This window comes from Pedobacter cryophilus, assembly GCF_005116455.1.
Lineage (GTDB): Bacteria > Bacteroidota > Bacteroidia > Sphingobacteriales > Sphingobacteriaceae > Pseudopedobacter > Pseudopedobacter cryophilum.
Window position 1 is genome coordinate 244,032 of the sequence record NZ_SWBP01000001.1, and the last position, 23,819, is coordinate 267,850.

The window sequence follows — 23,819 nt, forward strand, 5'->3', positions numbered from 1 at the left end:
CTTGAGAAAAATCTCAAGGGACTTAGGTATTTAAAAAAGATCTATCTACTTAACTAATGATATTAACTGCCAATCAGTACCATCAGATTGTATGGTCATGATTTCATCACTTTTCGCTTTACTTTGACTAGCGCCTGTTCTATCTAAATAATTACTGATGTTCCAATCATTACTTGCAATGTTCTTGATGATGTAAATTCTACCAGTACAACTGCTTGCAGTAGGCAATGTTATGGTTCTTGCAGAGCTTCCCTTACAAATTACCGTATAGTGTGCTTCATTTAAAGTGAGGTTGGCTGTTGTTGAAACAATAGACATTGAAACAGAACCAGTTACTTGTAAAGTAGAATTAGCTATTGTACCATTATTATTAATACCTATCCTCACATTATCATTTAACCCATTACCCTGCATTCTCATCATTTCCACATTACCTGCTGGGCTATAATTATATTTAGAAAACACTATAGGCTCATCACCATCATCACCAACAACAAACTCTAATCTACCGCTATTAGCAGTTCCTGCACTTCCTATTTCAAAGAAATCGGTGCCAGCCGCACTTCCTTTTAACCTAAAATTACCATCAGTTGTAGTAAAGAACATTGGCTTATAAAAATTAGCAGCACTAGCAGCAAATTGTAAAGCAGAGGTAGTTCCATCTCCGTTAATGTAAGCTAATGGTTGATCATTATTGGTATAATCTGGATAAGTTTGAGTTAATCCCAATGTTTGTCTTCTTCCAAACTGCATCATAGTCCAGTCATTAGACTTAATATTCATAGCTATATCATTGGTATTTCCCAGAAAAGAAGCTGCTGTTGCGTTTGAGTTCCCTGTAGTTAACCAGTTAGAAGAAGCGGCTTCCGTAGCTGGCGCCCAATTTGTACCATTATATTTTAATACTTGGCCGTTTGTTGCAGACATTGCATTTAATTTAGCTGCCGTTATAACTCCATCAGCAAGATCTGCTGTCGCAATGGCTCCATCAGCAATTTTTGCTGAAGTAATCGCATTATCTGCTAAATCAACTGTAGCAACCGCACCAGTTGCAAGTTTTGCTGTAGTAATAGAATTGTCGGCAATATCAGCAGTTGCAATGGTACCATCAGCAATTTTTGCTGAAGTAACTGCATTATTGGCCAAGGTTGGCAAAGCAGCAGTACCTGATAAATCACCAGCTAATTGAACAATTCCTTTTGCAGAGGCGCTAGCATCAGTAGCAGCACTTGCATTTGCAGGCACCCAACCTCCACCATTCCAAGTAAGAACCTGATTATTAGTTGCTCCAGTTTGAGCTAATTTATTTGGATTGATGGTAGCGTAACCAATAGCATTATCTGTTACCGATGCACTTGCTAGTTTTGCAGCAGAAATTACACCATCTTGGATTTTAGCTCCTGTTACCGTAGCATCAGCTAATTTTGCAGTTTGAATCGTTCCATCAGCAATTTGATATCCTTCTACCGCTCCTGTTACTAATTGCATTTGATTAAGTGAACCACTTATATCTCCACCGCCAGTACCAATTGCACCAGTCAAATTAACTGCAACTACATTACTATTGAGGGTAATTAATGAGCCAGCAGTATAAGTAGTTCCTGCTGCTGTTGTAGCAGGCGCCCAAGTTGTACCATTCCAAGTTAATACCTGATTGCTTGTCGCTCCTGATTGAGCTATTTTTGCCAAAGTGACGTTACCATCTACTATTTTTGCGGTGGTAATAGAATTACTTGCTAAATCACCTGAAACTATCGTTCCGTCGGCAATCTTTGCTGAAGTAATTGCATTATTAATTATGGTTGGCAAAGCAGCAGTACCTGACAAATCACCAGCTAATTGAATTTTACCTTTAACAGAACTACTTGCATCTGCTAATGTAGCCCCATCTGCTCCCGCAGGACCAGTAGCTCCCGTTGCTCCGGCAGGACCAGTTAATCCTATTGGACCTTGTGAACCTGTTGCTCCAGCTGCACCTGTTAAGCCTTGTATTCCTTGAGCGCCTGTTGATCCAATTGCTCCGGTTAAACCCTGTGGACCTGTTGCTCCAGTTAAACCTATATCTCCTTTTGCGCCTGTTGCACCCGTTAATCCTATATCACCTTTCGCTCCTGTTGCTCCTGCAGCTCCGGTCAATCCTATATCACCTTTGGCTCCCGTTGCACCTGCAGCGCCAGTTAATCCTTGAGTTCCTGTTGCTCCGGTTAATCCTATATCGCCTTTAGCACCTGTTGCTCCAGCAGCGCCAGTTAATCCTATATCACCTTTGGCTCCGGTTGCTCCAACAGCACCCGTTAATCCTTGAATTCCTTGTGGACCTGTTGCTCCAGTTAATCCTATATCGCCTTTAGCACCTGTTGATCCGGCAGCTCCGGTCAATCCTATATCACCTTTGGCTCCTGCAGCGCCAGTTAATCCTTGAGTTCCTGTTGCTCCGGTTAATCCTATATCGCCTTTAGCACCTGTTGCTCCAGCTAATCCTTGTGGACCTGTTGCTCCAGTTAATCCTATATCGCCTTTAGCACCTGTTGATCCAGCAGCTCCGGTCAATCCTATATCACCTTTGGCTCCCGTTGCACCCGTTAATCCTATATCACCTTTAGCACCTGTTGATCCAGCAGCTCCGGTCAATCCTATATCACCTTTGGCTCCCGTTGCACCTGCAGCGCCAGTTAATCCTTGAGTTCCTGTTGCTCCGGTTAATCCTATATCGCCTTTAGCACCTGTTGCTCCAACTAATCCTTGTGGACCTGTTGCTCCTGTTAAACCTATATCCCCTTTGGCACCTGTTGCTCCGGTAGCTCCGGTTAATCCTATATCACCTTTGGCTCCCGTTGCTCCGGTAGCTCCGGTTAATCCTATATCACCTTTGGCTCCCGTTGCTCCAGCTAATCCTTGTGGACCTGTTGCTCCAGTTAATCCTATATCGCCTTTAGCACCTGTTGATCCAGCAGCTCCGGTCAATCCTATATCACCTTTGGCTCCCGTTGCACCTGCAGCGCCAGTTAATCCTTGAGTTCCTGTTGCTCCGGTTAATCCTATATCGCCTTTGGCTCCTGTTGATCCAGCAGCTCCAGTCAATCCTATATCACCTTTTGCTCCTGTTGCTCCAACTAATCCTTGTGGACCTGTTGCTCCTGTTAATCCTATATCGCCTTTTGCTCCAGCAGCACCCGTTAATCCTTGAGCTCCTTGTGGACCTGTTGCGCCAACAGCTCCAGTTAAACCCTGTATTCCCTGAGAACCTGTTAAACCAGTTGCTCCCGCATCACCTTTGTCGCCTTTTGCTCCATCTACTCCGTTTGTTCCTGCATCACCCTTTGCTCCGGCTGCTCCAACAGCGCCATTTAATCCTTGTATTCCCTGAGAACCTGTTAAACCAGTTGCTCCCGTATCGCCTTTGTCGCCTTTTGATCCATCAACTCCGTTTGTTCCTGCATCACCCTTTGCTCCGGCTGCACCAACAGCTCCGGTTAATCCTTGTATTCCCTGAGAACCTGTCAAGCCAGTCGCTCCTGTATCACCCTTATCGCCTTTAGCTCCAGTTAAACCTGTTACTCCAACATCGCCTTTATCTCCTTTTACTCCATCTACTCCGTTTGCACCAGTTGCTCCTATTAATCCTTGGATTCCTTGTGGTCCTGTTGAACCAACATCACCTTTATCTCCTTTGACTCCGTCAACACCATTTGTTCCGTTCGTTCCTGCTGTTCCGGTATCGCCTTTTGCCCCAGTTAATCCTTGTGGACCTGTTGCTCCTGTTAATCCTATATCGCCTTTAGCACCAGATGCTCCAGCAGCACCTGTTAATCCTTGTGGACCTGTTACTCCAGCATCTCCTTTGTCTCCTTTTGCTCCATCTACTCCGTTAGTTCCTGCTGTTCCAGTATCGCCTTTTGCTCCAGTTAAACCTTGAATTCCTTGTGGACCTGCAGCTCCTGTTGCTCCTGTATCACCTTTTGCTCCAGCATCTCCTTGAGGCCCTTTATCGCCGTCTGAACCTTTTAAACCTTTATCGCCGGCTAAACCTTTGTCGCCATCTGCTCCTTTTGAACCAGCTAATCCTACTGGTCCTTGATCACCAATTACTCCTTTGTCGCCTGTTAATCCCTTGTCTCCTGTTAAGCCTTTATCACCCGCTATTCCTTTTGATCCTGTATCGCCAGTTAAACCTTTGTCGCCTACTATTCCTTTATCGCCATCTGCTCCTTTTGAGCCAGTTGCTCCAGCTAATCCTATCGGACCTTGATCGCCTATTAAACCTTTATCCCCTGTTAAGCCTTTATCACCATCTGCTCCCTTTGATCCTGCATCGCCGGTTAATCCTTTATCACCCGCTATTCCTTTGTCGCCGTCTGCTCCTTTTGATCCTGCATCGCCAGTTAATCCTTTATCACCTGAAATTCCTTTATCGCCATCTGCGCCTTTTGTTCCTGCATCTCCAGTTAATCCTTTGTCGCCTGAAATTCCTTTGTCGCCGTCTGCTCCTTTTGAACCGGTTGCTCCGGCTAATCCTATTGGACCTTGATCGCCTACTAAACCTTTATCTCCTGAAATTCCTTTATCGCCATCTGCTCCTTTTGAACCGGTTGCTCCAGCTAATCCTATTGGACCTTGATCGCCTACTAAACCTTTATCTCCTGAAATTCCTTTGTCACCATCTGCTCCTTTTAAACCTGCATCGCCGGTTAAACCTTTGTCGCCATCTACGCCTTTTGAACCAGCTAATCCTACTGGACCTTGATCACCAATTACTCCCTTGTCGCCTGTTAAACCTTTATCACCTGTTAAGCCTTTATCGCCATCTGCGCCTTTTGAACCGGTTGCTCCAGCTAGTCCTATCGGACCTTGATCGCCAATTAATCCTTTATCACCTGCTATTCCTTTATCGCCATCTGCGCCTTTTGTTCCAGCATCGCCGGTTAAACCTTTGTCGCCTGTAATTCCTTTGTCACCATCTGCTCCCTTTGATCCTGCATCTCCAGTTAAGCCTTTGTCGCCTGTAATTCCTTTTTCGCCATCTGCTCCTTTTGAACCGGTTGCTCCAGTTAATCCTTTGTCACCTGCTATTCCTTTTTCGCCATCTGCGCCTTTTGAACCGGTTGCTCCAGCTAGTCCTATCGGACCTTGATCGCCAACTAAACCTTTGTCGCCTGAAATTCCTTTGTCTCCATCTGCTCCTTTTGAACCAGCATCGCCAGTTAAACCTTTGTCTCCTGAAACTCCTTTATCACCATCTGCTCCTTTTGAACCGGTTGCTCCAGCTAGTCCTATCGGACCTTGATCGCCAACTAAACCTTTGTCGCCTGAAATTCCTTTATCGCCATCTGCTCCTTTTGAACCAGCATCGCCAGTTAAACCTTTGTCACCTGTTAAGCCTTTATCGCCATCTGCGCCTTTTGAACCAGCATCGCCAGTTAAACCTTTGTCACCTGCTATTCCTTTTTCGCCATCTGCGCCTTTTGAACCAGTTGCTCCAGCTTGTCCTATCGGACCTTGATCGCCTACTAAACCTTTGTCGCCTGCTATTCCTTTATCGCCATCTGCTCCTTTTGATCCTGCATCGCCAGTTAATCCTTTGTCTCCTACTAATCCTTTATCGCCATCTGCTCCTTTTGATCCTGCATCGCCAGTTAATCCTTTGTCGCCTGAAATTCCTTTGTCTCCATCTGCTCCTTTTGAACCAGCATCGCCAGTTAAACCTTTGTCACCTGTTAAGCCTTTATCGCCATCTGCGCCTTTTGAACCAGCATCGCCAGTTAAACCTTTGTCACCTGCTATTCCTTTTTCGCCATCTGCGCCTTTTGAACCAGTTGCTCCAGCTTGTCCTATCGGACCTTGATCGCCTACTAAACCTTTGTCGCCTGCTATTCCTTTATCGCCATCTGCTCCTTTTGAACCAGTTGCTCCAGCTAGTCCTATCGGACCTTGATCGCCAATTAAGCCTTTGTCGCCTGAAATTCCTTTGTCGCCATCTGCTCCTTTTGATCCTGCATCACCAGTTAAACCTTTGTCTCCTACTAATCCTTTATCGCCATCGGCGCCTTTTGATCCTGCATCGCCAACTAAACCTTTGTCGCCTGTAATTCCTTTGTCACCATCTGCTCCCTTTGATCCTGCATCTCCAGTTAAGCCTTTGTCACCTGCTATTCCTTTTTCGCCATCTGCGCCTTTTGAACCAGTTGCTCCAGCTAATCCTACTGGACCTTGATCGCCAATTAATCCTTTGTCGCCGTCTGCTCCTTTTGTTCCAGCATCGCCAACTAAACCTTTGTCGCCTACTAATCCTTTATCGCCATCTGCTCCTTTTGATCCTGCATCGCCAGTTAATCCTTTGTCGCCTACTAATCCTTTATCGCCATCTGCTCCTTTTGATCCTGCATCGCCAGTTAATCCTTTGTCGCCTGAAATTCCTTTGTCTCCATCTGCTCCTTTTGAACCAGCATCGCCAGTTAAACCTTTGTCACCTGTTAAGCCTTTATCGCCATCTGCGCCTTTTGAACCAGCATCGCCAGTTAAACCTTTGTCACCTGCTATTCCTTTTTCGCCATCTGCGCCTTTTGAACCAGTTGCTCCAGCTTGTCCTATCGGACCTTGATCGCCTACTAAACCTTTGTCGCCATCCGCCCCTTTTGAACCAGTTGCTCCAGCTAATCCTACTGGGCCTTGATCACCAATTACTCCCTTGTCGCCTGTTAAACCTTTATCACCTGTTAAGCCTTTTGATCCTGCATCACCAGTTAAACCTTTATCGCCATCTGCGCCTTTTGATCCTGCATCGCCAGTTAATCCTTTGTCGCCTGAAATTCCTTTGTCTCCATCTGCTCCTTTTGAACCAGCATCGCCAGTTAAACCTTTGTCACCTGTTAAGCCTTTATCGCCATCTGCGCCTTTTGAACCAGCATCGCCAGTTAAACCTTTGTCACCTGCTATTCCTTTTTCGCCATCTGCTCCTTTTGAACCAGTTGCTCCAGCTTGTCCTATCGGACCTTGATCGCCTACTAAACCTTTGTCGCCTGCTATTCCTTTATCGCCATCTGCTCCTTTTGATCCTGCATCGCCAGTTAATCCTTTGTCTCCTACTAATCCTTTATCGCCATCTGCTCCTTTTGAACCAGTTGCTCCAGCTAGTCCTATCGGACCTTGATCGCCAATTAAGCCTTTGTCGCCTGAAATTCCTTTGTCGCCATCTGCTCCTTTTGATCCTGCATCACCAGTTAAACCTTTGTCTCCTACTAATCCTTTTTCGCCATCTGCTCCTTTTGAACCAGCATCGCCAACTAAACCTTTGTCGCCTGTAATTCCTTTGTCACCATCTGCTCCCTTTGATCCTGCATCTCCAGTTAAGCCTTTGTCACCTGCTATTCCTTTTTCGCCATCTGCGCCTTTTGAACCAGTTGCTCCAGCTAATCCTACTGGACCTTGATCGCCAATTAATCCTTTGTCGCCGTCTGCTCCTTTTGTTCCAGCATCGCCAACTAAACCTTTGTCGCCTACTAATCCTTTATCGCCATCTGCTCCTTTTGATCCTGCATCGCCTGTTAAGCCTTTGTCTCCTACTAATCCTTTATCGCCATCTGCTCCTTTTGATCCTGCATCGCCAGTTAATCCTTTGTCGCCTACTAATCCTTTATCGCCATCTGCTCCTTTTGATCCTGCATCGCCAGTTAATCCTTTGTCTCCTACTAATCCTTTATCGCCATCTGCTCCTTTTGATCCTGCATCGCCAGTTAATCCTTTGTCGCCTACTAATCCTTTATCGCCATCTGCGCCTTTTGAACCAGCATCGCCAGTTAAACCTTTGTCACCTGCTATTCCTTTTTCGCCATCTGCGCCTTTTGAACCAGTTGCTCCAGCTTGTCCTATCGGACCTTGATCGCCTACTAAACCTTTGTCGCCTGAAATTCCTTTGTCTCCATCTGCGCCTTTTGAACCAGCATCGCCAACTAAACCTTTGTCGCCTGCTATTCCTTTATCTCCAGTTAAACCCTTTTCGCCATCTGCGCCTTTTGAACCAGTTGCTCCAGCTAATCCTACTGGACCTTGATCGCCAATTAATCCTTTGTCGCCGTCTGCTCCTTTTGTTCCAGCATCGCCAACTAAACCTTTGTCGCCTACTAATCCTTTATCGCCATCTGCTCCTTTTGATCCTGCATCGCCAGTTAATCCTTTGTCTCCTACTAATCCTTTATCGCCATCTGCTCCTTTTGAACCAGTTGCACCAGCTAATCCTATAGGACCTTGGTCGCCAATTAAACCTTTATCTCCTGTTAAGCCTTTCTCACCATCTGCTCCTTTTGAACCTGAATCGCCAGTTAAACCCTTTTCGCCATCTGCGCCTTTTGAACCAGTTGCTCCAGCTAGTCCTATCGGACCTTGATCGCCTACTAAACCTTTGTCGCCTGCTAATCCTTTATCTCCATCTGCTCCCTTTGAACCTGCATCACCAGTTAAACCCTTGTCGCCATCTGCTCCTTTTGATCCTGCATCGCCTGTTAAGCCTTTGTCACCTGAAACTCCTTTATCACCATCTGCTCCTTTTGAACCAGCATCGCCAGTTAAACCTTTGTCACCTGCTATTCCTTTTTCGCCATCTGCTCCTTTTGAACCAGTTGCTCCAGCTTGTCCTATCGGACCTTGATCGCCAACTAAACCTTTGTCGCCTGAAATTCCTTTGTCGCCATCTGCTCCTTTTAAACCTGCATCGCCGGTTAAACCTTTGTCGCCATCTACGCCTTTTGAACCAGCTAATCCTACTGGACCTTGATCACCAATTACTCCCTTGTCGCCTGTTAAACCTTTATCACCTGCTATTCCTTTTTCGCCATCTGCGCCTTTTGTTCCAGCATCGCCGGTTAAACCTTTGTCGCCTGTAATTCCTTTGTCACCATCTGCTCCCTTTGATCCTGCATCGCCAGTTAATCCTTTGTCGCCTGTAATTCCTTTTTCGCCATCTGCTCCTTTTAAACCTGCATCGCCGGTTAAACCTTTATCACCTGAAATTCCTTTATCGCCATCTGCCCCTTTTGAACCAGTTGCTCCAGCTAGTCCTATCGGACCTTGATCGCCAACTAAACCTTTGTCGCCATCTGCTCCTTTTGAACCAGTTGCTCCAGCTAATCCTACTGGGCCTTGATCACCAACTAATCCTTTTTCTCCTGAAACTCCTTTGTCACCATTTACTCCTTTTGATCCTGCATCGCCGGTTAAACCTTTATCACCTGAAATTCCTTTGTCGCCTGTTAAGCCTTTGTCGCCATCTGCTCCTTTTAAACCTGCATCGCCAGTTAATCCTTTATCACCGTCTGCTCCTTTTGAACCAGCTAATCCTACTGGACCTTGATCACCAACTAAACCTTTGTCTCCCGCTATTCCTTTATCCCCATCTGATCCTTTTGAACCGGTTGCTCCGGCTAATCCTACTGGACCTTGATCGCCTACTAAACCTTTATCCCCTGTTAAGCCTTTATCGCCATCTGCTCCTTTTGAACCAGTTGCACCAGCTAATCCTATAAGACCTTGGTCGCCAATTAAACCTTTATCTCCCGTTAAGCCTTTCTCACCATCTGCTCCTTTTGAACCTGAATCGCCAGTTAAACCTTTGTCTCCTGAAATTCCTTTGTCGCCATCTGCTCCTTTTGAACCAGTTGCTCCAGCTAATCCTACTGGACCTTGATCACCTATTAATCCTTTGTCGCCTGTTAAACCTTTATCGCCATCTGCTCCCTTTGAACCTGCATCACCAGTTAAACCCTTGTCGCCATCTGCTCCTTTTGATCCAGTTGCACCAGCTAATCCTACTGGGCCTTGATTACCAACTAATCCCTTGTCTCCTGCTATTCCTTTGTCACCACTTAAACCTTTGTCGCCATCTGCGCCTTTTGAACCAGCTAATCCTATTGGACCTTGATCGCCTGTTAAACCTTTGTCTCCTGCTAATCCTTTGTCACCACTTAAACCTTTGTCGCCATCTGCGCCTTTTGAACCAGCTAATCCTATTGGACCTTGATCGCCTGTTAAACCTTTGTCTCCTGCTATTCCTTTGTCACCACTTAAACCTTTGTCGCCATCTGCGCCTTTTGAACCAGCTAATCCTGTTGGACCTTGATCGCCTGTTAAACCTTTGTCTCCTGCTATTCCTTTGTCACCACTTAAACCTTTGTCGCCATCTGCGCCTTTTGAACCAGCTAATCCTGTTGGACCTTGATCGCCTGTTAAACCTTTGTCTCCTGCTAATCCTTTTGAACCAGAATCGCCAGTTAAACCTTTGTCGCCATCTACTCCTTTTGAACCAGCATCGCCAGTTAAACCTTTATCTCCTGAAACTCCTTTATCACCAGTTAAACCCTTTCCGCCATCTGCTCCTTTTGAACCTACATCGCCGGTTAAACCTTTATCACCCGCTAATCCTTTATCGCCGTCTGCTCCTTTTGAACCAGTTGCTCCAGCTAGTCCTACTGGACCTTGATCGCCTGCTAAACCTTTATCGCCTGAAACTCCTTTATCACCAGTTAAACCCTTTCCGCCATCTGCTCCTTTTGAACCTACATCGCCGGTTAAACCTTTATCACCCGCTAATCCTTTATCGCCGTCTGCTCCTTTTGAACCGGATACTCCAGCTAGTCCTATTGGACCTTGATCGCCTACTAAACCTTTATCGCCTTTTGCTCCAGCATCGCCAATTAAACCCTTGTCACCAACTGGCCCTTTTGGACCACTATCTCCAGTTATTCCTTTTTCTCCTTGTGGACCTTTTTCTCCAATAGGACCTTGAGGGCCAACTGCTCCGGCAGAGCCCACACCACTGTTACTGAGATTACTTGATCCGCTTGATTTAGCGTAAAGGGCAAAAGGAACCGCAATTAATTCGGAACTACCAAAGGGTTGAAAATTATTTCCCCCAGTTAAATCTAGTTCTACTTTTAAATAATAATTAGATACTGAAAAGTCAATATCAATTAATTTTATAGAAGAAACCGGTGTTCCACGACCTATGATATGGGTAAAAAGACCAAATTGATTTGAATTTATCTTTTGTGTTTCAGAATATACCTCTACGCCGTTAGATGATCCACTTAAAAGCGTAAACCTTGCGTTAATTTTTTGATTAGAGAGTTCTTTTCCATCTGCCTTTCTAACAACAGCCTGGTATTGGAAACCATTTAATCCGTTTTGAGCATAGGCGGTACCTAATGACAAAAACAATAAACAAAAATAAAGGAGTAAAGATTTTTTCATGCGTTTTGGATTATGTATTATATTAATCAAGAGTTAAGCCACTAAGAATTTGAACTGAAATTTATTTATTTTGTACATTTATTTTATCTGCATTATTCGTCTTTTAATAATTAAAGTTGCATTTAAACGCCCTTTATATTACAATTTTGAATAAAGCGATCAAAATAATAGGTTAAACAGATTTTAAAATCATGAATATTTTTTTTCTAAATAATTAAAACTAATGTAGTTTAATTTGACCCCATAATTAAGTCGGTTATAATCGGGCAAATAGTTCCCATATATTTTATTTTTTGTAGAATATTTTACCTCCTTAAAATCCACTAAGGTTTTGCACATTTTTTTATTGTAATGTTAATAACTTTTTGAAGCCTTGTTAAAAAACATCCTTCTAGGCATCATAACTTAGTGTTTTTGTTTTAAACATTTTATTCTATTTGTAAGATAGCATGTATTGGCTTTACCTTTTAGTTCTAAATCCAATCATAATCAATGATACAATTGAAATCAATCACAAGTTTGTTAAATTTTAAACAACGCATTCAAAAGACAAAATTCTTAATGTTTGCCAGAAATGTTAAATTTGGGCTATGACAAGCATTGCTGAGAAGTTTGTAGAAGTTTCTACTCAAAAATCTTTTGATTTATCCCATCGTGGGATTATCAACCACAATATTGGGAAATATGATTCTGCGGTAGAAAGAGGGTTATCAAGATTGATAAATTTAGAGCATGCTAAAAAGAAAAGCCATTTAATTAAATGGAAGGTGATGGAGAATTTGGATAAAATACTACCTGAATTTGAAGCTAATTTTCAAAAACGTGGAGGCAAAGTATTATGGGCTAATACAATTGAGGAAGCTCAAAAAGAGATTCTAAATATTATTACTAAAGCCAATGCTAAATCTGTTATCAAATCAAAATCTATGGTAACAGAGGAAATTCATTTAAATGAATTTTTAGAGAGCCATCAAATTTCTTCTTTGGAATCTGACTTAGGAGAATATATTGTTCAATTGCTTGGTCAAAAACCTTATCATATTGTGACCCCTGCAATGCATTTGAGTAAAGAGAATATAGCTGATCTTTTTCACGAAAAATTTGGAACGCCAAAAGATGCTACTCCAGAACAACTCACGATGAAAGCCCGTGAATTGCTAAGAGATAAATATTTAAGCGCTGATGTTGGAATATCTGGAGCTAATTTTTTAATAGCAGATACTGGCAGTATTGCCATTACAGAGAATGAGGGCAATGCAAGGCTAACTACCACATTCCCAAAAATACACATTGCTATTGTAGGAATTGAAAAACTAGTTCCTTCTATTGCTGATTTGGATTTATTTTGGCCAATGCTTTCTACGCATGGAACTGGCCAAAATTTAACAGTTTACAATACTATTTTAAGTGGCCCAAAACAAGCTGGTGAAACTGATGGACCAGAAGAAATGTATGTAATCTTATTGGATAACGGCAGAACGGATTTATTGGCTCAAAAAGAACAAAGACAAGGCCTTTATTGTATCAGATGTGGCGCTTGCTTAAATGGATGCCCTATTTACAAAAACATTGGCGGCCATGCTTATGACACTACTTATAGCGGACCAATTGGCTCTATTATTACCCCTCATTTGAGCGGAATGAAAGAGTTTAAACATTTAAGCTATGCATCAAGTTTGTGCGGCAAGTGTACCGAGGTTTGTCCGGTAAAAATTGATATTCATAAAATGTTACTTTTTAACAGAAGAGATGCCGTAAATGAACAACTCACCACTAAGACTGAACGTTGGGGATGGTTTTTTTGGAAAAAGGGAATGCTAAAACGAAGCTATATGGATAAATTTGGAGGAAAATTCAAAAACACTATTTTGCGCAAGTTTTTTAGTAAAACCTGGGGAGAGAAAAGGGTTTTACCGGAAGTTGCCCAAAAATCTTTCAGTAGTGAATGGAAAGAAAATCATCCGTCTTAAGCTTTAAAGATTGAGGCTGAAGCCGAGCTGCTGAAAGCCTACTTAAAATTTACTCTCAAAAGAATTGTTTAATAGTGGATCAAAAAGTTAAAATTCTATCTAAATATATTCCTGAAGAAGCAGCGCCTTTGATCAGTAAATGGATTGATTTTTATAAATGCGATTTTAAAATTTCTAAAAGCCGAGATACAAAATTAGGAGATTACAGATCTCCTTATAATGGCGACGGGCATAAAATATCTGTAAATTACAATCTTAATCCGTATGCTTTTTTGGTAACTACGGTACATGAATTTGCACACTTAATTACCTGGAATGAGCATAAGCATCATGCTAAACCTCATGGACAAGAATGGAAGAACAACTTTAAGAGGATGATGATCCCTTTTTTTGAGTTAGAGGTTTTTCCAATGGATGTAAAAAAAGCGATAGTTTCTTATTTACAAAATCCGGCTGCTTCTAGCTGCTCTGATTTAAATTTATACAAAACATTAAGAAATTACGATCAAAAAGATCCTTCTTTTATTTCTGTGGAAAAGATCCCCCATCAACATCATTTTATGATGAAAAATGGGCGGGAATTTAAAAAATTAGAGAAAATTAGAAAAAGGTATCGCTGTGTGGAAGTAAAAACAGGGCTAATTTATCTTTTTAGCCCCATTGCCGAGGTGATGTTATTGAATTCAGAAAGCGCTTAGTTCTCCACCTTTATAAATCATTCTTGTGCCTTGTTTAGCATGCTTAACTTTCAGTTTCTTTCCTTTATAAGCATAAGGATTCTCTTTAATTTTTGAAATTAAAGAATCGGCTTTTGTAATCTGATAGGTTGATTCATAAGTGTTGGCCTTTTTATTTGCCATCACTAAGTATTGTTTGGTTGCAGAAAGTGAATCTATCCTATCAAAAGTCAAATTAAAATCTCCTACCTCGGCATTTGCATCTTCTAATCTTTTAAAATCAAACTGCTTATTCTTGTCTAACAAATAATCATCCACTAAAACAAACGGAATTTGACTCAATAAAGAATCACCGGCGGCTACTCTTTCCTCTCCTTTTAAGAAAACATTGTTTCTAAAATATATTCGGGTTTCTTTAAACTCATAAACAGGTTTTTCTGTAGAAGATGCCTGTTTAGTTTTCTCCCAATAAAGCACCAATTCTCCATTATCCAAATAATACTTTTTCTCTACAAATCCGTTATCACCAGCTTCTCCATATTCTATAAAAAGTACAGGAACACTATCTTGACTGTAAATTGAAGTATAAAATGAATAATCTCCTTTGGTGAAAACCGGACTTTCTTTATTTGCTAATGACTCTTTTAATTTTTCTAAACCATCAGTATATATTAAAATACTGCTATCAGAACTGTTAAGAGCCTTTAAAGAATCTTGAACTTGAGCCATTTTTTGCTGGTTAGATTGGCAGCCCATCCAGCTTATAGAAATGAGTAAGAAGAGTATTAAATAATAAGCGTAGTTTTTTTGCATTTAAGTTAATTTGCGTTTAAAATGATATCAATTTCTGTATGTTTTGATGCAATCTAGAATTAGCCAAAAACTGATGTTCTAATGCTTTATTCATAGGTATTGCGGTGTCTAAACTAGCACACCGAAGTACAGGTGCGTCTAAAAAAGCAAAACAATGCTCAGTAATAGAAGCGGCAATTTCTGCACCAAAACCACAACATAATGTATCTTCATGCAAAATGAGTGCCCTACCCGTTTTTTTAACCGATTTATATACCGCCTCTTTATCCCAAGGCTGTAAAGACCTTAAGTCTAAAATATCAAAATCATATTCAGAATGCTCTTTTTGATACGCTATAGCCCAATGAACGCCTAAACCATAAGTAATAATGCTAAACATATCTCCATTTGCATGTAGTTTTGCTTTTCCTATCGGGATACTAAAATAACCATCGGGAATAGTTCCGGAGCTTTTTCTGTACAAATATTTGTGTTCAAAAAACATCACTGGGTTGGGATCTTCAACTGCTGCAATCATCAACCCATAAACATCTTCTGGAAAAGCAGGATAAACCACTTTTAACCCCGGAGTTTTAGTAAACCAAGCCTCGTTACTTTGCGAATGGAAAGGTCCGGCTCCAGTACCTGCTCCGGTTGGCATTCTTATCACTACATCTGCTTTTTCTCCCCACCTATAATGCGTTTTAGCCAAATTATTTACAATCTGATTAAAACCACAAGTTGCAAAATCTGCAAATTGCATTTCCATAATAGCCTTATAACCATTAATGGATAAGCCTAAAGAGGCTCCCACAATTGCCGATTCGCAAATAGGGGTATTCCTCACCCTCTCTTTGCCAAATTTTTCAACAAAACCTTGTGTAATTTTAAAAGCGCCACCATACTCGGCAATATCTTGTCCCATAATTACCAAATTGTGGTATTTCTCCATCATTAAGCTCATGGCTTTGCTTATGGCATCAATATATCTTCCATCAGTAAATTCAGTTGGTTTATTTATAGGCTTTTGCTGATAAGGGAAATACATATCCTCTATTTCCAGCTCTTCATCAACAACAGGTTCTGGTTCGGCGAAAGCCTTCTCTATCTCTGAATTGATATAAGCTGTATTATCTGACCGAATTTGTAGGATGAAATTTTCGTCAATTATTTCTTGCTCTAATAAATAGGTTTCATAATTTTTTAGAGGATCTTTTTGTTCCCATTCTGTAAACAACTCTTGTGGAACATACTTAACTCCTGAGGCCTCCTCATGTCCACGCATTCTAAAAGTGATACATTCAACTAAAACTGGTCGGGGGTTTTCTCTTAAATCTTCGGCCAAAGCTTTAATGGTGTGGTAAACTTCTAACACATTATTTCCATCAATTTTAACACCTTGCATTCCATAACCTTTGGCTCTATCTACCAATTGTGCGCATCGGTATTGTTCGTTGGTTGGTGTAGATAAACCATAGCCATTATTTTCGATGATGAAAATAACAGGCAAATCCCAAACGGCGGCAACATTTAATGCTTCATGAAAATCGCCTTCGCTGGTTGCGCCTTCACCTGTAAAGGCCAGAGTTACTTTTTCCTTTTTTTCTAAAATATCTGCTAGCGCAATTCCATCTGCTAAAGCCAACTGAGGCCCTAAATGGGAAATCATTCCAATAATTTTATATTCTTGAGTGCTAAAGTGAAAAGAGCGATCTCTACCTTTTGTAAAGCCTGTTGCTTTGCCCTGCCACTGCGCCATTAATTTCCATAAGGGAATCTCACGAGCAGTAAAAACCCCTAAATTTCTATGCATTGGCAAAATATACTCATCAGCATTTAATGCTAAAGTACAACCAACAGCAATAGCTTCTTGCCCAATGCCCGAGAACCATTTCCCAATTTTTTCTTGCCTTAACAACTTCAACATTTTCTCTTCAATCATTCGCGGAAGCAAAAGATTTTTATAAATGTTTTTAAGTTCTGTTGTAGAAAGGTTTTTAGGATCAAAAATCATCTATCTAAGCTAATGCTTTTTTAAAAAAACTGGAATGCTTCTTGAAATTTATTTGGGTATAATGCTGTATGCTTAATCTTTTTGGAAAGAAAAAACCAGAAAGAATTTTAAACACAGAGGGCGCTGAGTTCACAAAGCTACAGGACTGTAAAATTTATGAAATCAATAATCGAAGCTTATAAAACCATTTAAATTTCTTTATTTCTCAATATCCAACTCTATGGCTGGATCCCAATAATGGGCTTTGAAATTAATAATCTGATCGTTTTCTACTTTAATCCCTTCGTTTTCTAATAGTTCTTCCATTTGAGTTAAGGAACCAAAATGGAATTTACCCGTTAATAACCCATTTCTGTTAACCACCCTGTGTGCGGGTAAATTAGGATGAGATTGAATAGCGCCATTCATAGCGTAACCTACCATTCTAGATGATCCTTTTGTGCCCAAATAGGAAGCTATTGCACCATAAGAAGTCACTTTACCTTTGGGAATTAAAGCGACCACTTGATAAACCTGATCATAAAAAGACGCTCTATCCATTAAATTGAAACTTCAGGTAATTGATGTTTTTTCCCTTTTGTAGGTATATTCTTTCATAATGAGTTTTGATAGAAAGAATTTCGTCTGAATGATGGTCTCTGTAAACGTTGGTGGTTTGCTGTAAAGCAGGAATATTTAATTCGGTGATTTTTTCTAAAGTGTAATCGTAAAAACCATCGTTATCTGTTTTAAGATGCATGATTCCGCCTGGTTTTAACACTGTTTTATATTTTCCTAAAAAAGTGGGGTTGGTTAATCTTTTACGTTCTAATGGGCTTTGCGCCTGGGGATCTGGAAAAGTAAGCCAAATTTCGTCTATCTCATCCACTTCAAAATAATCTAATAGATTTTGGATTTGAATTCTTAGAAAACCAACGTTATCTAAACCTTCATCAATAGCCATTTTTGCTCCAACCCATAACCTGTTTCCTTTATAATCAATGCCTATAAAATTCTTATCAGGAAATTTCCTTGCTAGGTTAACACTATACTCTCCTTTTCCACAGGCTAACTCTAAAATTATAGGATTTGTATTTTTAAAAAAATCTTTACCCCAATTTCCTTTAAAGGGTTTTCCTTCTTCTAATTCCTTCACATTATTAAATGTTCCTATTTCTGTGAAACGCTGTAATTTTCTTTTAGCCACTACTCCTTATTTTATAGCACAAAAGTAAGATTTCATCTTTATTAATCAGATTATTAAAAGAATAGGTTTTAACACAAGGATTAGAATTTTATCTTTGAACATATTTACAACAAACACATTGGAAAAAACAGCAAAAATTTATGTCGCAGGGCATAACGGAATGGTAGGTTCGGCCATTGTAAGAAAATTAGAAAAAGAGGGTTATACCAACATTATTAAAAGAAGCTCTAAAGAGTTAGATTTAAGAAATCAGTTGGCTGTTGCCGAGTTTTTTGATCAAGAAAAACCAGATTATGTTTTTTTAGCCGCCGCTAAAGTGGGAGGCATTATTGCCAATAATACTTACAGAGCCGAGTTTCTTTATGAAAATTTACAAATTCAAAATAACGTTATCCATCAATCTTATTTGCATGCAGTAAAAAAATTGATGTTTTTAGGCTCAAGCTGTATTTATCCAAAAATGGCTCCTCAACCTTTAAAAGAAGAGTATTTATTAACTGGCTTATTAGAAGAGACTAATGAACCTTATGCCATTGCTAAAATTACTGGAATCAAAATGTGTGATGCATACAGAGCACAATATGGTTGCAATTACATATCAGCAATGCCCACCAATTTATATGGTTATAATGATAATTACCATCCTCAAAACTCTCATGTTTTACCTGCTTTAATCAGGAAGTTTCATGAAGCTAAAGTAAACCATGATAAAACAGTAACCATTTGGGGAAGCGGCAGCCCAATGAGAGAATTTTTATTTGCTGACGATTTAGCTGATGCTTGTTTTTACTTAATGCAAAATTATGATGAGCCTAACTTAATTAACGTTGGAACTGGGGAAGATTTAAGCATTAAAGATTTAGCTTTATTGATAAAAGAAATTATTGGCTTTGAAGGCGAATTGGTTTTTGATAGCAGTAAACCTGATGGCACTCCACGTAAATTAATGGATGTAAGTAAACTACATGGCAAAGGTTGGAAACATAAAATTGATTTGAGAGAAGGAATAGCTTTAGCTTACCAAGATTTTTTAGAGAAGTTTGTTTAACAAGGAATTTAAATCTCATAAAAAAGCCCTAAAATGATTAAGTTCATTTTAGGGCTTAATTTTTTAACTATTTCTTTAGTGAATAGGCTTTCCAGAATAGGTTTCACTTTCTGGCGAAATGCCGTAATCAATATCTTCATTCTTGCTCCTAGCTTTTTTAGAAGAAGGAGAATCTACCCAGTCTACTAATTTATCTATCCAACCACCCAACATTCCTTTATTAAAAATTTTAGAATTTATGGTGTTTTGCGAAAGTAAAGAGACAATTGATTTAAAAATAAAACCTCTACCACTCAGTAGCGTTTTATTAAGCAAGAAAGGAATACCTATTCTAGCTAAATTTGTAACCCAATCTGCTTCTTGTGGTGCTTTACTTTTATTATCTCTTAAGCCTAAAAATGAAAGTGATCCTTTTATAAAACTTAAAGGGCTATTTAAAGCTTTGCTAAAACTAGTTACCTTTTGGCTTAAATAAATCTCCTGTTCTGCTCTATGCAATCTCAAAATTGCAATTTCTAATCTTAATTGATCAATGTTTTCAATTTTAGTTTTTGCCATTACTCCTCCTCCTCGTTTTTAAAGATCTTTTTAATCATTCCATTAATGATTGGCTTTTCTAAATACTTGTCTTTGATTAAATAAATTATCAAAGCGAAAATAAAATAAATGATTGCCATGATGAAAAACCCACCAAAAGAGTTTCCTAATAGTTCTGACAAATAAAAACCTAGGGCTAAGCTGGTAAACAAAAAAGCCAAAATCAGAAATATTACAACTAACCCATCAGTAATTAAATTAGAAAATAAGTAAACGCCTTTTTCTATCAGCGTAAGCTTACCTAACTTCATTCTGGTGTTAAGGTATTCTTTTAATTTTTCTAATAATTGCTCTAGGCCTTTATTACCGCTATCTTCCATAGTGTTGTATTAAAATCACTATACGTGATCAGTTTCTTGAGTGTATTCGTTTTCTGCCTGTTTAATTTTAGATTTAATGTTACTAACAACTTTTTCTTTAAAATCAGTTAGGTTATCAATTTCACTCGCAGCTCTTTCTTTGATACTATCTCCTAAATTTTTTAATGAATCTGAAAGTTTATCTCTTGTATCTGAACCTTTTTCTGGTGCAAATAACATTCCTAAAGCGGCGCCAGCAGCTAAACCTGCTAATAAAGCAATTACGGTTTTTGAGTTATTGTTCATGTTATAGATTTTTAATTTTATGAATAATTTAAGACTTACATTGATATAAGAAAATACCTTGCCAAACTATTAATTAACACCTATTAATTTTCACTTTTTTGTAGTTGTTGTTCTAATCGCTCGGCAGCAATTTTATCGGTTTCATAAACTTGTATCAAGTGTAAAAACCAAGATAATAATAATGGACCAAAAACCAATCCTACAAAGCCAAATAAAGGAAGCCCTATTACTACGCCAACTACTGTAATGATGGGGTGAGTATCTGCTATTCGTTTATTGATCATAAATCTTATTACGTTATCAATATTTATAATAATTATAAGAGTAACCAGAAGTACAAAAGTTCCCTGCCAATTTTCTCCGTTAATAAAAAGAATTAATGCGGCCGGAATTGTCACTATAGGCGCCCCAATTACTGGCATAAATGATAAAAACAAGCTCACTACTCCCCAAAACACAGCATCGTTAATTCCCGCAATAAAAAAACAAATGCTAACTAACATTCCTTGAATTAGTGCTATAAAACCTTGCCCTAACACATTGGAATAAGTGGTGTTTTTTAGTTCTGTTGCAAATTTAATGGCGTGATGTTCTCTTAAAGGGGCGTACTTTAATAAGCCTCTTTCAAATTCCTGATATTGTACAAACATGAAGTAAAGTATAAAATACATCATGGCTATAGTTAAAAATATATCTAAAGTACCTCCTAACACTGTTGGAAATAAGTCTTGAACAAATTCACTAAACCTTGCTACATATTTATCAATTAAATTTGGCTGATCTAATTTTAATCCAACATAATCATCTAAACGAGAAATCATTGCCTTTACCATAAACTGATCTTTTTTAAGATCACTTAACCTATTTACAATCATAAAACTGAGTGTAAAAAATGGGATGATAATGATGCTAAATGAAATTAAAATTATAGAAACAGCAGAGAAAACTCTACCTATTTTCTTTTTAAAATATATAAACAACGGCTTAAATATAGTGTAGAGGATAATAGAACCCAAAAAGGCAGTAAATAATCCTTTTAGACTGTAGAATATAACAACTGCCAAAATAATAATGGCTAACAGTACTAAATTGTTTCTTTGTTTATAAGAGAAAACCGACATGCTTTAATTTTTTTTCAATCTAAACAAAAAAAGCTCCGAAATTATTCGAAGCTTTTAATTTTTTTATTGGATGTTATTTATTGTTTTAAAACATTTAAAGGGCAACCTGCTCCATCTACTTTAACACCTGTTGGCGTACTAGGGCATTTATCTAAATGATCTGCAACTCCGTCTCCATCAGTATCTTTCTTAAGATCCTGAATTTTTTCTTCAACTTTAGTTGTACGTCCTTTTAATTTGTTAACGTCTTCACGTAATGATGCATCATTTAATTCATCATACATATTGGCTACAGGATTAGCCCAAGTTAAATCTTGTTTAGATTTTGGCCCTAAAGCAAATTCTAATCCTAATGAAGTATAAGAAAATTTATCTTTAGAATTTGCTTTTGCATAATTAGCATCTAAATTATCACTATCAAGGTAATTCATTGTGTAACCTAAATCAAAGTTGATCCCTTCTGAAACTTTGAATTTTATGCCCATTCCTAAAGGAATATAAGCTTCTTTAATATAATCATCACCGCCATCTGCTTTACCTTTCCAATCAACGGTTGTACCGGTTGCATTTACATAACTTGGTGCGTAACTTAATAAGCCGTATCCCAAATTAAGAGAAAAGTTAACTGCATTTTCTCTTTTTAAAAAGTCTACAGATCCTAAACTTAATACTCCTCTTAAATCTAAACCAAAAGCCATTTTAGTATCAAAAGATCTGAATCCGTTTGTTGCAACATCGTTATTACCTGATAATTTACCAAATAACAAATTACCTTGTAAGCCAAAAGAATGCGCTAATTGTTTACGTAAAGAAACACCATAACCTAAATTAACGTCCCAATTTGCAAAATCATTTGATCCTCCTGTTAAAACAACCGGAGCTAAAGCGCCTGCATTTACTCCAATAGAAAAAGTTCTGTATTGGTCTCTGCCTCCAAAGGTTTTTGCTTTTGCTGATGCTGTTGTTTCTTGTGCATTAGCTGATGCTGATAGTAATAAACCAGCGGTAATAAATAAATTTACTATTTTTTTCATATTTAATTTTTTGATCGCCAAAGGTAATATTTTTATAAAAACAATTAAATTTTTCTTTTTAATTAAACATCAAAGCCTTCCCACAGTTGCGTTTGGTTGGTAAGCGGCAATTTAATTACAAATTTAGTCCCCTGATTCTCTGTGCTTTCAAAGTGTAAATTACCTTTATGGTTGATGATGCTTTTTTGTGCATTGGTTAAACCCAAACCCAAGCTTTTTTGCTTTGTAGTGAAAAAAGGTTCGTAAATTCTAGCTTGATTTTCTACAGAAATCCCTTCGCCATCATCAATAATTTCTATGATTGCGAAATCATTTTGTTCATATACATTAATGATTATTTCTTTAGAGAATGCTCCAATTGCATTTGATAAAATGTTGTAAAAAGTACTTACAATTCTTTCATTATCTACATCAACCAATAAATCTGTTTGATTAAACTCTTTGTTTAATACAACTCTGCTTTTATCTATTTCTAATTTAATTCTATCAATACTTTCATCTATTAAAATATTTAAAGCTCGGGGCTGAATATTTAATTCTAATGATTGGGTAGAATTTATAAAATCAGTAATCAATAAATTTATTCTTTCAAAATTAGTTTGGATAATGTCTATATAAAGATTAACAGACTCATCTTCTGATTGAACATCTAACTTTAACTGCTCTATAGATAAATTGATGTTAGAAAGCGGGTTTCTTATTTCATTGGCTAAACTTTTTGCAATGCGCTCTGTCACCGCAATTTTCTCAGCATCTACAGAAGCTTTTTCTTCTTTCTTTCTATCGGTAATATCATGAATAATGCAATAATAAAGTTCTTCTGTAGCATGTTGGTCTATTTGTAAAAAAGCAGATATGGTTACTTTTTTTATCTCTTTATCTTTTGTAATTAAGTCGGTTTCAAAATCATTTACGGCTCCCTTCTCATCCATTAATTCTGAAAAACTCAAACTATCTTGCTTGTTAGCATAAAGACTAGTTGCATTTAAATTTCTTATTTCATCAATAGAATATTGAAAAAATTTAAGCCCGGCTTTATTAATATCTCTTACCCCGCCTAAAGAATCCATTATTATGAACGGCTCTTTTGATCTCTCAAAAATTATTCTGAATTTGTTTTCGCTTTCTCTTAAGGCTTTAATGGTGTGTTTACTTTTTAAGGCATAGCGTAATGATCTTTCAATGGTGTAAGGATTAATTTGATCTTTCACTAAATAATCTGCAGCACCAGTTTCTAAAGCCTCTTCATCAACTTTAGCATCTCCTTTTCCTGTTAGAATAATGATAGGTTCATCTACATTAGATTTAATTGCTTCGTGTAATAAATCTAAGCCAGTATACTTTCCCAGGCGGTAATCCACTAAATAAACATCATAATGACTCTTAAGCATTGCATTAATACCTTCTTCGTAGTTATTAATCCAGCTTAATTTATACTTTTCCTTTTGTGGAATATCATTAAAAATATCTCTGGTTAAGATATAGTCGTCTTCATCATCATCTACTAATAATACTTTTATTGGTTTCATATTAGCTT

The 23,819-nt window shown here is 38.6% G+C and carries 14 protein-coding genes; 3 read left to right on the plus strand and 11 right to left on the minus strand.

The features are described from left to right. Positions 1–45 precede the first annotated feature (45 nt). Complete coding sequence (locus FA046_RS17180; protein ID WP_169303279.1) at positions 46–11,238, minus strand: hypothetical protein; 11,193 nt, start codon at positions 11,236–11,238, stop codon at positions 46–48. A gap of 590 nt (positions 11,239–11,828) precedes the next feature. Here FA046_RS17180 and FA046_RS01090 point away from each other — a divergent pair. Together FA046_RS01090 and FA046_RS01095 are read left to right on the plus strand one after the other, a co-directional pair. Next, a complete protein-coding gene (locus FA046_RS01090; RefSeq protein ID WP_136824516.1) occupies positions 11,829–13,208 on the plus strand; it encodes a LutB/LldF family L-lactate oxidation iron-sulfur protein in 1,380 nt (459 codons plus the stop codon). A 74-nt stretch (positions 13,209–13,282) separates the two neighbouring features. After that, positions 13,283–13,906 (plus strand): SprT-like domain-containing protein, encoded by a 624-nt coding sequence (locus FA046_RS01095; protein ID WP_136824517.1) that lies wholly within the window; start codon positions 13,283–13,285, stop codon positions 13,904–13,906. Here FA046_RS01095 and FA046_RS01100 read toward each other — a convergent pair. From FA046_RS01100 to trmB, 4 genes are all read right to left on the minus strand, one after another. After that, positions 13,892–14,698, minus strand: a complete 807-nt coding sequence (locus FA046_RS01100) for a hypothetical protein (protein WP_136824518.1) — start codon at positions 14,696–14,698, stop codon at positions 13,892–13,894. The genes FA046_RS01095 and FA046_RS01100 overlap by 15 nt on opposite strands. Before the next feature lie 16 nt (positions 14,699–14,714). Continuing rightward, entirely contained in the window at positions 14,715–16,691 is a 1,977-nt protein-coding gene (locus FA046_RS01105) for an alpha-ketoacid dehydrogenase subunit alpha/beta (protein WP_136824519.1), read from the minus strand. Between the two features lie 198 nt (positions 16,692–16,889). Further along, positions 16,890–17,231, minus strand: coding sequence for an MGMT family protein (locus tag FA046_RS01110; protein ID WP_136824520.1), 342 nt, complete (start codon positions 17,229–17,231; stop codon positions 16,890–16,892). Further along, positions 17,224–17,877 (minus strand): tRNA (guanosine(46)-N7)-methyltransferase TrmB, encoded by a 654-nt coding sequence (gene trmB, locus FA046_RS01115; protein ID WP_136824521.1) that lies wholly within the window; start codon positions 17,875–17,877, stop codon positions 17,224–17,226. Before trmB ends, FA046_RS01110 begins: the two co-directional genes overlap by 8 nt. Positions 17,878–17,995: 118 nt before the next feature. Between trmB and fcl the strand changes: the two genes are divergently transcribed. Next, positions 17,996–18,925, plus strand: coding sequence for a GDP-L-fucose synthase (gene fcl / locus FA046_RS01120; RefSeq protein ID WP_136824522.1), 930 nt, complete (start codon positions 17,996–17,998; stop codon positions 18,923–18,925). A 75-nt stretch (positions 18,926–19,000) separates the two neighbouring features. Here fcl and FA046_RS01125 read toward each other — a convergent pair whose 3' ends face one another. The 6 genes from FA046_RS01125 to FA046_RS01150 form a co-directional block, all read right to left on the minus strand. Continuing rightward, positions 19,001–19,483, minus strand: a complete 483-nt coding sequence (locus FA046_RS01125) for a hypothetical protein (protein ID WP_136824523.1) — start codon at positions 19,481–19,483, stop codon at positions 19,001–19,003. Next, positions 19,483–19,842 carry a phage holin family protein gene (locus FA046_RS01130; RefSeq protein ID WP_136824524.1) on the minus strand — a complete coding sequence of 120 codons (360 nt, stop codon included), beginning with the start codon at positions 19,840–19,842 and terminating at the stop codon, positions 19,483–19,485. The genes FA046_RS01125 and FA046_RS01130 overlap by 1 nt, the downstream gene beginning before the upstream one ends. An 18-nt stretch (positions 19,843–19,860) precedes the next feature. Next, complete coding sequence (locus FA046_RS01135) at positions 19,861–20,127, minus strand: YtxH domain-containing protein (protein ID WP_136824525.1); 267 nt, start codon at positions 20,125–20,127, stop codon at positions 19,861–19,863. 83 nt (positions 20,128–20,210) lie between these two features. Then, complete coding sequence (locus FA046_RS01140) at positions 20,211–21,248, minus strand: AI-2E family transporter (protein ID WP_136824526.1); 1,038 nt, start codon at positions 21,246–21,248, stop codon at positions 20,211–20,213. 77 nt (positions 21,249–21,325) lie between these two features. Then, positions 21,326–22,282: a porin family protein gene (locus FA046_RS01145; RefSeq protein WP_136824527.1), complete on the minus strand. Its 957-nt coding sequence runs from the start codon at positions 22,280–22,282 to the stop codon at positions 21,326–21,328. 62 nt (positions 22,283–22,344) lie between these two features. Beyond that, the gene (locus FA046_RS01150) at positions 22,345–23,811 is read right to left on the minus strand and encodes a hybrid sensor histidine kinase/response regulator (RefSeq protein ID WP_136824528.1); all 1,467 of its coding nucleotides are present in this window, start codon (positions 23,809–23,811) and stop codon (positions 22,345–22,347) included. Positions 23,812–23,819: the final 8 nt, after the last annotated feature.